Here is a 15,217-nt window from a genome sequence, read left to right on the forward strand (position 1 = left end):
CTGGCAAGGGGACGCGACCACCAGAATAAGGGGGACAACAATGAGGTTTGGTCTCAGGAAATCGGTCATGGGAATCACCGGCGCCGCCGCCGCGCTGGCCATGGTCCTTACCGGCTGCGGCAACAGCCCGCAGGCCGGGAAAGTGGGGACTGCGGAGGATCCCGTCACCATCCGGTTCGCCTGGTGGGGCAACGACTCCAGGGCGAAGACCACCATGGAGGTCATCAAAGCATTTGAAGCCGCCAACCCCACCATCAAGGTCCAGGGCGAGAACACCGAATTCAGCTCCTACTGGGACAAAATGGCCACCCAGATCGCCGGCGGAACCACCCCGGACGTCATCGCCATGAGCGGCGCCTATCCCAGCGAATACTCCAGCCGCGGCGTCCTCCTGGACCTCGACAAGGTGAAGGACCAGATCGACACCTCGAAGTTCGCCGACGGGACCGTTGAGCTGGGCAAGATCAACGGAAAGCAGTACACCATTACGGCGGGCGTCAACTCCATGTCCATGGTCCTGGACCCCAAGGTCTTCGAGGCCGCCGGCGTGCCGCTGCCGGACGACGAAACCTGGACCTGGGACGACTACGCACGGATCGCCGCCGAAATCACCAAGAAGTCGCCGGCCGGCACCTTCGGCACGACCCCCATGGCCAACGACTCCTTCCTCGCCGTCTGGGCACGCCAGAATGGCCAGGAGCTCTACACCGACGACGGCAAGAAGATGGGCATCAGCGAGGACACGCTCGCCAAGTGGTTTGAGCTCAACAAGAAGCTGATGGAAACGGGCGGCGCCCCGTCAGCGTCCCAGACCGTCGAGGACGGGTCCGCCCAGCCTGAGATGACACTGATGGGCCAGGGAAAGCAAGGAATGAAGATTTCCTGGAGCAACCAGATGACGTCCTACTCCGGCGCCCCGCTGGTCATGGTGAAACTTCCCGGCGAAAGCAGGACGCCGGGGGCCTGGCTGCGTTCGTCGATGGAATACGCCATCTCGTCCAAATCCGCCCAGCCCAAGGAAGCGGCCCTGTTCATCAACTACCTGGTCAACAACATGGACGCGGCCACCAAGATCAAGAGCGACCGCGGCATGCCCGCCAACACCGAACTGAAGGCGGGCATCACTCCCCTGCTCAAGGAAACCCAGCAGAAGGAAGCCACCTACCTGGACCGGATCGCGGCCATGAAGGTTCCGGCACCCAAGCCCTTCCCGGCAGGATCATCCGCAACCCTGGAAGTTTTGAACCGTTACAACACGGATGTACTCTTCGGAAAGATCGCGCCTCGGGACGCTGCCAAAGGCATGATTTCAGAGGTCAACCAAAACCTCGCCTGACGGTTGCCGCGGCGGACGGATGAACAGACACCAACCATGAAAGGGGGCAGGCACATGATCACGGCAACACGGCCCAGCGCCATCGGCGGCTACGACGATTGGCCTGCCTACGTCCGGGCCCGTCCCCGCCACCGGGCGTCCACCGCGGCGGCGCAGGAACTCTCTGACGCCTTGGGCGTCCCGGCTGTGCCCGCGCCGCCGGACGTACGGGTGCACTGGGAGGAAACGTACGACGACGCCACCACCACCGAACTGAGCTGGCAGTTGGGCTTCGGGCCGCGCACCACGGGCTGGCTGGTCCGGCCGGCAGGACATTCCGGACCGCTGCCAGGCGTCCTGGCCCTGCACTGCCACGGCGGCAACAAGTTTGGCGGTGCGGACCGGCTCGTGGAGCTCCCGACAACCCACCCGTCGGCGGCTGCCGCACGCGCAGGGCACTATGACGGCCGTGCGCTGGCCACCGGCCTGGCCCGCCAGGGTTTCGCTGTCCTTGCCCATGACACGTTTGCCTGGGGAAGCCGCCGGTTTGACCTCTCCACCCCGCCATGGCGGACCGCCGCGGCCGTTGACGCACGGCAGGCGCAGTGGCGGGCGGACGGCATCGCGCCTTCCGAGGCCGACGAATACAACGCCGCGGCCGGCGTCCATGAGGACACCGTGGCCAAGGCGGCGGGGCTGCTCGGCACCAGCCTTGCCGGCATGGTGGCCCACGACGACCTTGCCGCCCTCGACGTCCTGGCCGCACTGCCCGGCGTCGATGCGGACAGCCTGGGGTGCATCGGTTTCTCCGGCGGCGGCGGCCGTTCCCTCACCCTGGCCGCCCTTAGCCCGCGCATCAGGGCCGCCGTGGTCACCTGCATGATGACCACGTTTGAATCCCTCTTCCCCGCGTACCTCGACGCACATTCGTGGCTGCTGCAGACTCCCGGGCTGTGGAAGCTGGGTGACTGGCCGGAACTCACAGCCCGCGCAGGGTCCGCCCGGTTCCTGGTGCAGTACGCCCTTGCTGACGAGCTCTTCCCGGAAGCCGGGATGCGCCGGGCCCACCAGTTACTCGAATCCCTGCACGGCGGCACCGACAGGTATGCGGGCAGCTTCTGGCCCGGCGGGCACGTCTTCACGGCGGCCATGCAGGACGAGGCCCTCGACTTCCTGGCGAAAACGCTGACCACCTGCCCCCCCAACCAGCACCGCTCCCAAGGACCCACGTGACCACACAGCATTCGGCGGAATCCACCCATCCGCAGTCCCCGTCCACAGACCTTCCCAGGGTTGCCCTGGTGGGTGTGCACGGCTTCGGCGAACGGCACCTCGCCAACCTGGCCCGGCTCGAACAGGCCGGCGCCCTGGAACTGGTAGCCGTCGCCGATCCCCACCCGCCGCAGCCCGGCAGCCTGGCCGGCTCAGTGGCTGTGTACCCGGACCTGGACGGGCTGCTGGCCGCCAAGCCTGGCGTCGACGTCGTCATTATTGCCACCCCCATCCAGACGCATGCCCCCTTGGCCATCGCGGCGTTGTCCGCCGGGATGGACGTCTATGTCGAAAAGCCGCCGGTGGCATCCCTGGCGCAATTCGAGCAAGTCCTGGCCGCGGCCAGGGACCACGGCCGCCGGGTCCAGGTGGGCTTCCAGAGCCTGGGCTCCCAAGCCCTGCCCGCCATCCGGGGCCTGGTGGAGGCAGGTGAAATAGGCACCGTGCTGGGGCTCAGCGCCACCGGCCAATGGCTGCGGACCAAGGCGTACTTCAACCGCTCGCGCTGGGCCGGGAAGCGCAGCCTCGACGGCACGGACGTAGTGGACGGGGTGGCCACGAACGCCCTGGCCCACGCCGTTGCCACCGGACTGCATCTGGCGGGCGCGCATACCCTCGCGGACGTCCGCTCGGTGGAAACGGACCTGTACCGGGCCAACAGCACCGAAAGCGATGACACGTCCATTCTGCGGATCCGCACCGCAGGCGGAGAGACCCTCCTTTGTGCCTTGACGCTCTGCGCCCCCGAAGAGCTCAACCCGGCCGTCACCGTGCACGGAACGCTGGGCGAGATCACCCTTTCCTACACGGAGGACCACGTCGTCATCACCACCCCGGCCGGCGAGCGCCGGGAGTCCTTCGGCCGGACTGACCTGCTCGAAAACCTGCTGGATGCCCGGGCCAACGGAACGCCGCTGCTGTGCGCGCTGGAAGACACCGGAGCCTTCACCGCCGTCCTGGAGGCTATCCGCACCGCGCCCGCACCAGCGCCGATCGGCACCGGCTTCATCACGTGGGAAGGCGAGGGCGACGACGCCCATCCGGTGGTGCAGGACATCTCCGGAACGCTGGAGCGCGCCGTCAAGGCACAGGCAACGTTCGCCGAACTCGGCGTGCCCTGGGCCCGTCCCCTTCCGCCGGTCCGGACGCTGACCGTTGGGGGCCGCCCGGTGGCCGATTACCAGGACGGCAGCCATATCAGGGCAGTATCCTCCCCGCGCCCCTACCTCCACCCGGTGCGCACCCTGAACGGCACCGTGGTGACTGACCACCAGCCCCTTGACCACGTATGGCATCTGGGCGCCGGCGTGGCCCTGCAGGATGTGGACGGGGTGAATTTCTGGGGCGGCCGCACCTACACCAGGGAAGCCGGCCAGTACGTGTGGCGCCCGGACCACGGCAGCATCGCAAGCACCGGCACCGCATCCTTCCAGGCCGACGCCGGCGCGGGACGGCCCGGCGTCCTGCAAGAGACGCTGAGCTGGAACGGGCCGGACGGCTCCCCTGTGCTCCGCGAGGAACGCACCTGGGCGTGGTCCGCCGTCGCACCCTCCGCCTGGCGGCTGTCACTGGATTTTGCGTTGTCACCTGCAGGGAACACGCCGGTCAGCCTGGGCAGTCCGGGCTCCAACGGCCGGTTCGAGGGTGGCTACGGCGGCTTCTTCTGGCGGCTGCCCGAGTGCGCGGACCCTGCCGTCTGGACGCCCGCCGGCTCCGGTGAGTCACAGGCCCACGGCAGCGTCGCGCCATGGCTCGCCTGGTCCGGAACGTTCGACGGCGGCCCGGCCACCTTGGTGTTCGTCGCTGCCGGGGACTCCACGGACCCATGGTTTGTCCGGGTTGACGGCTACCCGGGCGTCGGCAAGTCGCTGGCCTGGGATACGCCCGTCATCGCAGAGCCCGGCGCGCCGGTGCGGCGGCACGTCACCGTCTTCGTGGCCGACGGGCTCCTGGCCACCGCCGACATCGAAACACTGATCAACGAACAAGGGGATCCGTCATGACCCAGACCACAGCCGCAGCCGTTCCCCAGCAGGAGGCCCGCCTGGCTCCCGGATCCCCGGGCGACCGGGCCATCAAGCGCCGGCGCGTGCTGGACATCCTGGACGAGGCCGGGCGGGATTCGCTGCTCCTCACCACCAACACGGCCCTGACCTGGTACCTGGACGGCAGCCGGGTGCACATCAGCCTGGCCGGCGACCCCATCGCCGCCCTGCTCGTCGCGCGCGACGGCGACCACCTGGTGACGTTCAACAACGAAGCCGGCCGGATCGCCGCCGAGGAGCTTCCGCTGGGAGTCAACCTGCATACCGTTCCCTGGTACGCGAACCTGCACCAGGCCGCGGCCGCCGTGGGCAATGGCGCCCTGCCTCCGCTGTCCGAGGCAGAGGTGGCCGCCGAACTGCGCGCCGCGCGCCAGCAGCTGCTTCCGGCGGAAAGCGCCCGCTATGCCCTGCTCAGCGCCGACGTGGCCGGCATCATGACCGAGGTCCTGTCCGCCGCCCGCCCGGACACCACGGAATTCGCGCTGGTGTCGGCGCTGGCTGCCCGGGTGGTGGCCGCCGGTGCAGAGCCGCTGGTACTCCTGTGCAACGGCAGCTCCCGCAGCACGTTCCGGCACCCCTTGGCCACGCACGCGCCTCTTGGCCGGCGTGCCATGGCGGTGGTTTGCGCCCGCCGCGACGGCCTCGTGGCCAACATCACCCGCTGGATCAGGTTCGACGCCGGCACTCCCGGGGAGCGCGACGCCGAGGCCCGCATCGCGGCAGTGGAGGCGGATATTTTCGATGCCACGGTTCCCGGCACCCGGCTGGACCGGATCTTCACCGAGATCCAGGCCGCTTACGTCCGGCATGGCTTCGGCGCGGACCAGTGGGAACAACACCATCAGGGCGGGCCCGCCGGTTACGCGGGGCGCGATCCCCGGGTCACGTCGGAAGCCACGGATACGGTGGTGCTGGACCAGGCGTTCACGTGGAACCCGTCAGGGCCGGGCGTCAAGATCGAGGACACGGTCCAGCTCACGGAATCCGGGCTCCACATCCTGACTGTTGACCCGCGCTGGCCGGTGGCCACCGTGAACGGGCTGGAACGCCCCGTGACCCTGCAGCTCTAGTCCGGCGCCCGCTCACATACTGCAGCTTTAATCGAAACGCCCGCTCACTTATGGCCGTATTTACGGCCATAAGTGAGCGGGCGTTTCGTGTTTAGCTGCAGTATGTGAGCGGGCGTTGTTACGGGAGCCGCAGTTCCCCATCCACACGGCGCGGGATCCCCAGCGGATTGTCGTCACGGAGCGCCGGGTGCAGGACGCTTTCCGGGGCGTCCTGGTAGGCGACGGGGCGCTGGAAGCGGCGGACCGCCGTCGCACCCACCGAGGTGAACAGCGAGGTGGTGGCAGGGTACGGGCCGCCGTGCTGCTGGGCCCAGTTCACGGCGACGCCGGTGGGCCAGCCATCGAACAGGACCCGGCCGGCCAGGCCGGCGAGCTGCTCCACCAGGGCGGCGATGTCCTCCTCCGGCTCTGCGTGCACGGTGGCCGTCAGGCTGCCGGGAACCTCCGCCAGGACAGCAGACAGTTCCTGCTGGTCCTTGTACTCGATGAGGATGGTGGTGGGCCCGAAGCATTCTTCAAGCAGCTGCCCGGGTCGCTCCAGGACCTTGGCCGCGGTGGTGGCGAACACCACCGGGGCAGCCCCGTTGGCTGCCGCGTCCTGGTCAACGCTGCCGCCCACCACCTGCACGCCCTCCACGGCTGCGAAGCTGCGCAGCCCGTCCGGGTAGGCTTCGGCGATGCGGCTGGTCAGCATCCCGGCCGCGGGCTTGTCCTTGCTGGCGTCCGCTACCTCGGCTGCGAAGGAGGTTCCGGCTGGGATGAACACCAGGCCCGGCTTGGTGCAGAACTGGCCGGCCCCAAGGGTGAAGGAGCCTGCCAGGCCGGCGGCGAGTTCCGCGGAGCGGGCCTTCAGTGCTGCCGCGGTGATGACCACCGGGTTGAGGCTGCCCAGCTCTCCGTAGAACGGGATGGGATCCGGGCGGGAGGTGGCGAGGTCGAACAGGGCGCGGCCGCCGGGAATGGACCCGGTGAAGCCCACGGCCTTGATGGCGGGGTCCTGGACCAGCGCCGTTCCCACCTCGCGGCCGCTGACCAGGGCGAACAGGCCTTCCGGGGCACCCGCGCCGCGAAGCGCCTCAGCCACAATCCCGGCGGTCCGCTCGGAGAGCCGCAGGTGCCCTGAGTGGGCTTTGACAACCACGGAGCAGCCGACGGCGAGGGCCGAGGCCGTGTCCCCGCCTGCCACGGAGAAGGCGAACGGGAAGTTCGACGCCGAGAAGACCGCCACCGGCCCGATGGGCCGCAGGATGCGGCGCAGGTCCGGCTTGGGCGGGGTGGAGGACGGGTCCGCGTGGTCGATGATGGCTTCAAGGTAGGAGCCCTCGGTGATCACGCGTGCGAACAAGCGCAGCTGGCCTGTGGTGCGGGCCACTTCCCCCGTCAGGCGCGGGACACCCAGGCTGGTCTCGGCATCGGCGAGTTCCACCAGTTCGGCCGCGTTGGCGTCCAACGCGTCCGCCACCGCGTGAAGCCACGCGGCGCGCTCGGCATCGGTGGCCGCAGCAGCGGTCCGGGCTGCCTCCGTCGCGGCGGCGGTGAGTTCGGACAGGGAAAGCGTTGCAGTTGTCACGTCAGGTACCTGTTCTGTGGATGTGCGTCGGTGGTTACGGTGCGTCCCGGAAACGGAAGCCCAGTCCGGGCTGGTCCGCCAGGGCCACCCTGCTGTTGGCGAACCTCACCGGCGATGGCCCGGCCAGGATCCCCAACTGTTCGAAGGATGCCTCCTCGACATCCTCCACCATGGTGGGCTCCGCCAAGGTCAATGCCAGCTGCCCGGACAGTTCCGGCAGCAGGTGCGGCATGACCTTGATGCTGTGGGTCCGTGCCAGCTCCACGATCCGCCGGAACGGGGTGATGCCGCCCACCCGGATGATGTTGGGCTGGATGATGTCCACCGCCTCCGCCTCGATGAAATCGCGGAACCGGTAGATCGTGTGCAGGTTTTCGCCAAGGGCAATGGGCACCGGCGAATGTTTGCGGAGCCTTCGGTAGGCCCAGAGGTCGTCCGCGCGGAGAGGTTCTTCCAGCCATTCCAGCCCGAATTCGGCCAGTACGTCGAGGGCCCGGAAGGTGGTGGGCAGGTCCCACCGCTGGTTGGCGTCGATCATGAGCCTGCGGTCCGGGCCCAGGACGGAACGGACGGCGGCAACGCGTTCGCGGTCCTCGCGGAGGTCCGGCTTGCCCACCTTGATCTTCACTGCCTGGTGGCCGGCGGCAACCCAGCGTTCGGCCTGCGCCACCAACTCTTCCAGGGTGTAGTGCAGGTTCACGCCGGAACCGTAAACCTCGGCTGACTCCTGCCGCTGGCCCAGCAGGCCCGTGACGGACATGCCGGCACGGCGGGCCTGCAGGTCCCACAATGCAAGGTCCACACCGGCCATGGCAATGGTGGTGAGCCCTCCGCCGCCGGCCTCGTGCAGCCGCTTCCAGAGCACGTCCCACACACCCTCGGGGGTTGCGGGCAGCCCGGTCACGAAAGGGGCGATGTCGTGGTCAAGCAACGCCTTGACTGCCCGGGGACCGATGGTAGGCGTCCAGGAGAAACCAAAGCCCGTGCCGCCGTCGTCCGTGGAGATCTCGGTGGCGATCACGTGGTTCTCCGGTGCCTCCGCGCCCCAGCTGCGGCGCAGCGCAACGGTAAGGAGCCTCGTCGACAGGCCGGTGATGCGCGGGACGGTGCGGACGGTTTCGGCCGCCGGTGCGCTCATCAGTGTCCGGCCAGCTCGTAGCCCTTGGCCAGGATGGCCTTGAGCTCCACGAGCTGCTCCTCCGTGGGATCCACCAGCGGCGGCCGCACGGGGCCCACCGGAAGGCCTCCCAGGCGCAGGCCGGCCTTGATCAGGGAGACGCCGAACCCGGGCGTCTGGTCGCGCAGGCGGACCAGCGGCGCGTAAAAGCCCTCCAGCAAGGCATTGCGGCGGTCTTCATCCCCGGATACGTAGGCGTCGTAGTACGCCTTGGCGATCTCCGGCGCCATCGCGAATGCTGCCGACGAATACAGCGGGATCCCCAGGCCCCGGTAGGCGCCCTGCGTCAGTTCCGCCGTGAGCAGGCCGTTGAAGAACGCAAACTCCTCCCGGCCGGCAGCCTTGACGGCGGACACGATTTCCTGGGCAAGGCCGACGTCGCCCAGGCCGTCCTTGAAGCCGATGACCTTGGGATTGGCGGCCAGCTTCGCCATGGACGCGGCGGTGAACTTTGCATTGCCGCGGTGGTAGACAATGACCGGCAGGCTGCTGGCATCGGCGACAGCCTCGATGTAGGCCACCAGGCCGTCGGTGGGTCCGGTCACCAGGTAGGGCGGAAGCACCAGGAGGGCGTCGGCGCCGGCTTCCTCGGCCACCCGGGCGGCAGCGAGGGCGTGGCCCAGCGGTCCACCCGCCCCGGCCACCACGGGGACCTTTCCGGCGACGACCTCGACGGCGGCCGCCACCACGGTGCGGACCTCGTCGATGCTGAGGGCATGGAATTCACCAGTGCCGCAGGCAGGGAAGACGCCGCCCGGGCCGTAGGGCAGCCGGGAGGCGATGTGTTCCTTGAGCAGTGCGACGTCAACGGCGCCTTCGGCCGTGAACGGGGTGACGGGAAAAAACAGTACGCCGTCGAATTTCATGGTGTCTCCTTGCTTCCGCCGCCGGCAGTGACCAGCGCGGAAGCCTCGTCGTTGAGGGTGTGGCGGGACGTGAGTTCGGTGCGCCAGCTGCGCCGCGGCTGCCAGCCCAGGAGTTCCTGTGCCTTGGCGATGGAGAACGCGGGGCTGGTCCCGGTCAGGCCTGCACTGATGTCTTCGCTGCCCGGCAGGAAGCGGGGCATGAGCTCGGCCAGCGGCGCGGTTGCCAGGGCGTCCGCGGCGCCGACGAAGAAGGTTTCGCCGTTGGGAATATCCGTCATTTTCCGGAGCAGCAGGTCAAGGAAGTCCGCCACATCCCGGGCGTCCACGTAGTTGAACAGGGCCGGTGCGGAGAGGGCGGGATCGGCCAGGCGTTCAGCCAGGGTGTGGCCCTGCTGCGTGGGCGCCCCCTCCCATTCCTCCGGTGAGATCACGAAGCATGGGCGGAATGCCGCATACCGGATCCGCTCACCCTGGGCAGCGGCGAACATCTGCACTGTCTGTTCGGCGATGAGCTTGGACAGCGCATAGGCGTTCCAAGGCTTCGGCGGCGTCCGCTCATCGAGCGGGAACGACGACGGAAGCCAGCCCGCGGGCGAGCCATAACCGAGCACGGTGGGGCTGCTGGCGGTGATGATTTTCGGGACGCCAAGCTCGGTAGCCGCGCTGATCACGGCGAAGGCGAGCCTGGTGTTGGTGGCGAAGATGACGTCCTCCGGCGCGCTGAAAGGGACGGCGATCGCTGCAAGGTGGATGACGGCGTCGGGCCTTGACTCCCGGAGGAGGCGCAGCGCCTCGCCCGGCGCCAGGAGGTCGGCGGTTTCCTGCACGACGCCGGGCGGCAGCTGGCCGGCGGGCACGGCGTCCCGGTCCACAGAGACCACCTCGTGGCCCGCCTGGGCGAGCCCCGCGACAACACTGCGTCCCAGGCGGCCGGAGCCGCCGGTAACGAATATCCTGCTCATGGTTCGTCCCTACTTGCCGCGGCGGAGATCGACGCCGAGGTCCAGGTCCTCCACGCGGATGGGCAGCGAGGTCTCGAGCGACTGGTTGCCGGCGATGCCCACGGATACCGAACGCAGCCCGTCGAGGTAGCCGGAGGGGCGGCCCAACGGGTCTTCACCCGGGCCGTTGAAGAGGTCCGAGAGCAGGAGCTCATCGCCCCCGCCGTGGCCGCCTTCGCCATTGACGATCGGGACCTCGTACGCGGCCTCCCAGTGGCGTTGGACCACCAGCCGTTCGCCGTTGCGGCGGACGGCGTCCTCTTCCTCCACGGGGGTTGCGCTCGGGTCCACCACTGTCTTCTTGTCCGTGCTGTGCAGGACGGCGGCGCGTTCCACCACTTCGAGCTCAGCCCGGCCTTCCGTGCCGTTGACCGCCACCCGGTACCCCTCCCACGGGCTGTGCGCGTTCAGGGAGTAGCTCAGGCGCGGCCCGCCCTGGTACTCAACCACCAGTGCCAGGTTGTCCTCGATGGTGATGCCTCCGGTGAAGACGTCCTGGTCGCGGCGGTAGCCGTCGTAGTGTTCGTTGTCCAGGAAGAGCGCTTTGAGCCGTTCGTCCTCGCGGAGGTCCAGCGCGAACGGGTCCTTGTCACCTGCGGGCGCACCGGCGTCGGGCGTTCCGCGCTCGGGGCGGGGGCCCAGCCCGCGTTCGGCGGCGTTCTTGTCGCCATAGAATTTCAGGCCGCCGGAGGCGAAGACGCGCTCCGGGACGTCGTCGATCCACCAGTTGACGAGGTCGAAATGGTGGGACGCCTTGTGGATGAGCAGGCCGCCGGAGTTCTTCTTCTCGCGGTGCCAGCGGCGGAAGTAGTCAGCGCCGTGGACCGTGTCCAGGACCCAGCTGAAGTCGATCGAGGTGACCTTGCCGATCACGCCGCTCTGGATGATCTCCTTCAGGGCGCTGTTGCGGGGCGAGTAGCGGTAGTTGAACGTCACCACCACATTGCGGCCGGTTTCCTGGACCGCTTTGGTGATGCGGCGGCAGCCCTCGGCATCGATGGTGAGCGGCTTTTCCACCACAACGTCCGCGCCGGCCCGGAGGGCTTCGACGATGTAGTCGGCGTGGGTGTAGTCCGGAGTGGTCACCACGACGCGGTCAATGTGGTTGGCCTGGATAAAGGCCGTCAGGTCCGCCGGATCGAACGAGGCAATGGGGCCGGGAGCGCCGAGTTCCTGGATGAGGCCCTGGTAGAACTCCACGCGGCCGGGGTTCACGTCCGAGAACGCGACCAGTTCCGCGGTGTCGGCGTGCTTGCCGAACACTGCGCGGATGTACATTTCAGAACGCCCTCCGGTGCCCACCAGGGCAAGGCGCGCCTTGCGGCCGTCGGAGGTGGGGCTGCCGGCAGCCGTATGGGGAGCAGCTGCGGCCGACGTCGTCTCGGCTGTGTTGACCATGTGGGGGTCCCTTTCGAAAGCTCATTGCCCGGCCGCCGGGGCGGCCGCTGCGGTTCGGCGGTGGCACTCTGCTGCACCTGCCTGAGAAAGCGTTTTCTCAGTTCGCTATAGAAGTTGTATCAACCCGCCCGCCCATCCGTCAACCACTCCGGGCGCTAACAGAAAGCGTTTTCTGAGCAAGCGCGGAGCGCTGGCGCCCTCCCCGGCGGAAAACTGCCGGGAAAAGGATAGAAATCGCTTTCCGGCTGCCGTATATGCTGTCTTCCAAAGCACCTGCCACCCGGGGCTTGTTGGCACGGCGCCTAACGCAGCCGGCAGCATCCGTCCGGAGTGGCGCGACAGAAGGGTTCCCCATGGCCAGGAAATCGGCAAGCGGCCGGATCGGCATCGCGGATGTCGCCGTTAAGGCAGGAGTCTCACACGCCACGGTTTCGCGTGTCATGAACGGGAACTTCACCGTGGACCCGGACATCGCCGCCAGGGTCCGCGCAGCCGCCGCCGAACTGAAGTACCAGCCCAACCCGGTGGGCCGCAGCCTCGCACTGGGAAAGACGGACACCATCGGCATCGTGGTGCCGGATCTGGCCAATCCCACGTTCCAGGCGATCCTTCGCGGCCTCAGCCGGGCCGCGGCACAGGACGGCTACCGGGTGCTGATCGCGGATTCGTTCGAGGTTTCCAGCGAGGAGTCCATCCTGGCCGGCGAAGCGCGCCGCCGCTGCGACGGACTGGTCCTCTGCGCCCCCCGCATGTCCGATGCCGAACTGACGGAGATCGCGCCGTCCCTGCACCCGCTGGTGCTGATCAACCGCACCACGGACGCGCCGGACGTGCCCAGCCTGGTGGTGGACTACGGGCAGGGCGTCCAGGACATCGCAGGGCACCTGGTGGAGCTGGGGCACACCCGGCTGGCCTTCCTGGCAGGGCCTCCGCGGAGCGCATCCAACGGCATGCGGCTCAAGGGCCTGGAGGCTTTCAAGGCCGCCCACCCGCAGGTGGAGGTCACCATGCTTGAGGGCGGCTCGGACTTCGACACGGGACATGAAGCAGTTGACGCGGTCCTGGCGAGCGGGGCCACCGGCATCCTCGCCTTCAACGACCTCGTGGCCATGGGCCTGATGAGCGGACTGCATGAACGGGGCCTGGACGTGCCCGGCGACATCTCCGTCACCGGATTCGACGACATCCCCTTCGCCAAGTACACGACGCCGGCGCTCACCACCGCGGCCGTCCCCATCACCGAACTGGGCGAGCAGGCCTGGCACCAGCTCCGGGCATTGATCCGCAAGGAAGGGAACGAGGTGCCCGGCAGCCGGTTCCAGCCGCGGCTGGAAGTCCGGGCCAGCAGCGGCCCGGCCAAGGCGCCACGGAGCGCCGTCCACGGCTAGGGTTCCCGGGACCCGGCCCCCAGGCCCGCTTCCCGGTAATACCCCTCGATGTGTGCCGCCACCAGTTCCGCCGCCCGGCCGCCGTCGCCCTTCCGGACCGCGGCAAGGATGGCGTGGTGCTCAGCGCGCAAACGGGAGGCGGTGGCGTCCCAGTCGGGCAGGTTTGACGTCAGCTCTGCGGCGTAGCCCTGGATAGCCTCGCGGAGGGATCCCATCATGGCGCTGACCACCGCATTGCCGGCGGCGTTGGCCAGCGCGAAATGGAAGCGGACATCGAGGGCCAGGAAGTCACCGACCGACAGGCCTTCCGCCTGGTCCATCCCGGCCAGCAGGGCCGCGGCCTCGTCGAGTTCGGGGGCATCCGGCCGTGCCTTGCCCGCAGCCCAGGACTCCAGCAGGACGCGGGTCTCCACAATGTCCGCCACGGGCAGGTGCTGGGTGGCAACGTGCAGGCGGAGGGCGGAGCCGAGCGCCGCGGTGGGATCGGAGATGACCACCGTCCCGGCATCGGGGCCGGACCCAACACCCGCGCGGACCACGCCCATCGCCTCGAGGATCCGGATGGCTTCCCGCACGGACGTCCGGGAGACCGTGAGCTGCTCGGCCAGGGTCCGTTCGGCAGGCAGCCTGCCGCCGACGGCCAGCCGGCCGGCAGAGAGTTGGTCCTCGATCCACGCCAGGACCAGCTGATGGGTTCGCATACGGCCAATGGTAGTTGATGTGGTTGGACCACATGGCCTACAGTGTGGTTGGACCACAGGAGGACGCCATGACCCACATCATCCAGCCCGGCAACCCGGAGGCCGCCCCGGCCCCGGACACCACGGACATCCCGGCAGCGCACGCACCCGCCAGGGCGCCGGCGTCGTCCGCCGTGCCCCCCGCCCTGAAGCGCCGCGTGCCCAAGTACTCGGACCTCGCTCCGCTGATGCAGTTCAAGAAGCCGGAGTTCAGCAAGGACGCCCGGCTCAAGCGGGCCAGCACCATCTGGGAACTCCGGGACATCGCCAAGCGGCGTACTCCGCAAGCTCCCTTCGACTACACGGACGGAGCAGCCGAGGAGGAAATTACCCTCCGCCGGGCCCGCCAGGCCTTCCTGGACATCGAATTCCGGCCCGGGATCCTGCGGAACGTCTCTGCCATCGACCTCAGCACCACCATCCTCGGCAAACCGTCCCGGCTTCCCGTCGGCATCGCCCCCACCGGATTCACCCGGATGATGCAGTCCGAGGGCGAATACGCCGGGTCCCGGGCCGCCGAGTCAGCGGGCATCCCCTACACGCTCTCCACCATGGGCACCGCGTCCATTGAGGACGTGGCAGCAGCCGCACCCAACGGCCGGAACTGGTTCCAGCTGTACCTGTGGACGGACCGCGACCGTTCGCTGGAACTGATCGAGCGCGCCGCCAAGGCCGGCAACGACACCCTCATGGTCACCGTGGACACAGCCGTGGCCGGTGCCCGCCTCCGCGACGTCCGCAACGGCATGACCATCCCGCCGGCATTGACCCTGAAGACTGTCCTGGATGCCTCCTACCGGCCGGCCTGGTGGTTCAACTTCCTCACCCACGAGCCGCTGACCTTCGCGTCGCTCTCGCGCTACACCGGCACCGTGGCGGACCTGATCAACTCCATGTTCGATCCCACGCTCACCTTCGAGGACCTGGACTGGCTGCGCGACACCTGGAAAGGCAACCTGGTGGTCAAGGGCATCCAGACGGTGGAGGACGCCCGCCGCGTCGTGGACCATGGCGCAGACGGCGTGGTGCTCTCCAACCACGGCGGCCGCCAGCTGGACCGGGCCCCCATCCCGTTCCACCTGCTCCCCGAGGTCAAGGAGGCATTCACCAAGGACCACACGGACGCGGCCATCATGCTGGACACCGGCATCATGAGCGGCGCCGACATCGTGGCCGCCCTTGCCCTTGGCGCGGACTTCACCCTGATTGGGCGCGCCTACCTCTACGGCCTGATGGCCGGCGGACGGGCCGGCGTGGACCGCGCCCTGGAGATCCTGGAAAAGGACATGGCACGCACCATGGCGCTGCTGGGCGTCAGTTCCGTTTCGGGGCTCACGCCGGACCACGTGCGGCTGCTGGGCAAGCACTGAGCCGC

At 68.5% G+C, this 15,217-nt stretch carries 12 protein-coding genes; 6 read left to right on the forward strand and 6 right to left on the reverse strand.

The features are described 5' to 3' along the window. The first annotated feature begins 67 nt into the window (after nucleotides 1-67). From AC4EEV_RS07615 to AC4EEV_RS07630, 4 genes are read left to right on the forward strand one after another with little or no spacing between them, the layout of a single operon-like run. Nucleotides 68-1,336, forward strand: a complete 1,269-nt coding sequence (locus AC4EEV_RS07615; RefSeq protein WP_018761808.1) for an ABC transporter substrate-binding protein — start codon at nucleotides 68-70, stop codon at nucleotides 1,334-1,336. A 54-nt stretch (nucleotides 1,337-1,390) separates the two neighbouring features. Further along, nucleotides 1,391-2,548: an alpha/beta hydrolase family protein gene (locus AC4EEV_RS07620; protein WP_018761809.1), complete on the forward strand. Its 1,158-nt coding sequence runs from the start codon at nucleotides 1,391-1,393 to the stop codon at nucleotides 2,546-2,548. Then, entirely contained in the window at nucleotides 2,545-4,590 is a 2,046-nt protein-coding gene (locus tag AC4EEV_RS07625) for a DUF6807 family protein (protein WP_491330569.1), read from the forward strand. The genes AC4EEV_RS07620 and AC4EEV_RS07625 overlap by 4 nt, the downstream gene beginning before the upstream one ends. Next, nucleotides 4,587-5,702, forward strand: coding sequence for a M24 family metallopeptidase (locus AC4EEV_RS07630; protein WP_491330570.1), 1,116 nt, complete (start codon nucleotides 4,587-4,589; stop codon nucleotides 5,700-5,702). The genes AC4EEV_RS07625 and AC4EEV_RS07630 overlap by 4 nt, the downstream gene beginning before the upstream one ends. A gap of 118 nt (nucleotides 5,703-5,820) precedes the next feature. Here AC4EEV_RS07630 and AC4EEV_RS07635 read toward each other — a convergent pair whose 3' ends face one another. The 5 genes from AC4EEV_RS07635 to AC4EEV_RS07655 are packed head-to-tail and all read right to left on the reverse strand — an operon-like array spanning nucleotide 5,821 to nucleotide 11,714. Next, nucleotides 5,821-7,272, reverse strand: a complete 1,452-nt coding sequence (locus tag AC4EEV_RS07635; protein WP_491330571.1) for an aldehyde dehydrogenase (NADP(+)) — start codon at nucleotides 7,270-7,272, stop codon at nucleotides 5,821-5,823. A 34-nt stretch (nucleotides 7,273-7,306) separates the two neighbouring features. Continuing rightward, nucleotides 7,307-8,410: a mandelate racemase/muconate lactonizing enzyme family protein gene (locus AC4EEV_RS07640; protein ID WP_491330572.1), complete on the reverse strand. Its 1,104-nt coding sequence runs from the start codon at nucleotides 8,408-8,410 to the stop codon at nucleotides 7,307-7,309. Continuing rightward, nucleotides 8,410-9,315, reverse strand: coding sequence for a 5-dehydro-4-deoxyglucarate dehydratase (locus AC4EEV_RS07645; protein WP_018761814.1), 906 nt, complete (start codon nucleotides 9,313-9,315; stop codon nucleotides 8,410-8,412). Before AC4EEV_RS07645 ends, AC4EEV_RS07640 begins: the two co-directional genes overlap by 1 nt. Beyond that, nucleotides 9,312-10,277, reverse strand: a complete 966-nt coding sequence (locus tag AC4EEV_RS07650; protein ID WP_018761815.1) for an NAD-dependent epimerase/dehydratase family protein — start codon at nucleotides 10,275-10,277, stop codon at nucleotides 9,312-9,314. The genes AC4EEV_RS07645 and AC4EEV_RS07650 overlap by 4 nt, the downstream gene beginning before the upstream one ends. A gap of 9 nt (nucleotides 10,278-10,286) precedes the next feature. Then, on the reverse strand, nucleotides 10,287-11,714 hold the full coding sequence (locus AC4EEV_RS07655; RefSeq protein WP_018761816.1) for a Gfo/Idh/MocA family protein: 1,428 nt from the start codon (nucleotides 11,712-11,714) through the stop codon (nucleotides 10,287-10,289). Between the two features lie 353 nt (nucleotides 11,715-12,067). On the opposite strand from AC4EEV_RS07655, the gene AC4EEV_RS07660 reads away from it, so the two are divergent. Continuing rightward, entirely contained in the window at nucleotides 12,068-13,102 is a 1,035-nt protein-coding gene (locus AC4EEV_RS07660) for a LacI family DNA-binding transcriptional regulator (RefSeq protein ID WP_109045178.1), read from the forward strand. Here AC4EEV_RS07660 and AC4EEV_RS07665 read toward each other — a convergent pair. After that, complete coding sequence (locus AC4EEV_RS07665; protein ID WP_018761818.1) at nucleotides 13,099-13,803, reverse strand: FadR/GntR family transcriptional regulator; 705 nt, start codon at nucleotides 13,801-13,803, stop codon at nucleotides 13,099-13,101. The genes AC4EEV_RS07660 and AC4EEV_RS07665 overlap by 4 nt on opposite strands. A gap of 68 nt (nucleotides 13,804-13,871) precedes the next feature. Here AC4EEV_RS07665 and AC4EEV_RS07670 point away from each other — a divergent pair, with 68 nt between their 5' ends. Then, complete coding sequence (locus AC4EEV_RS07670) at nucleotides 13,872-15,212, forward strand: alpha-hydroxy acid oxidase (protein ID WP_491330573.1); 1,341 nt, start codon at nucleotides 13,872-13,874, stop codon at nucleotides 15,210-15,212. Nucleotides 15,213-15,217: the final 5 nt, after the last annotated feature.

This window comes from Pseudarthrobacter sp. MOO14, assembly GCF_058267675.1.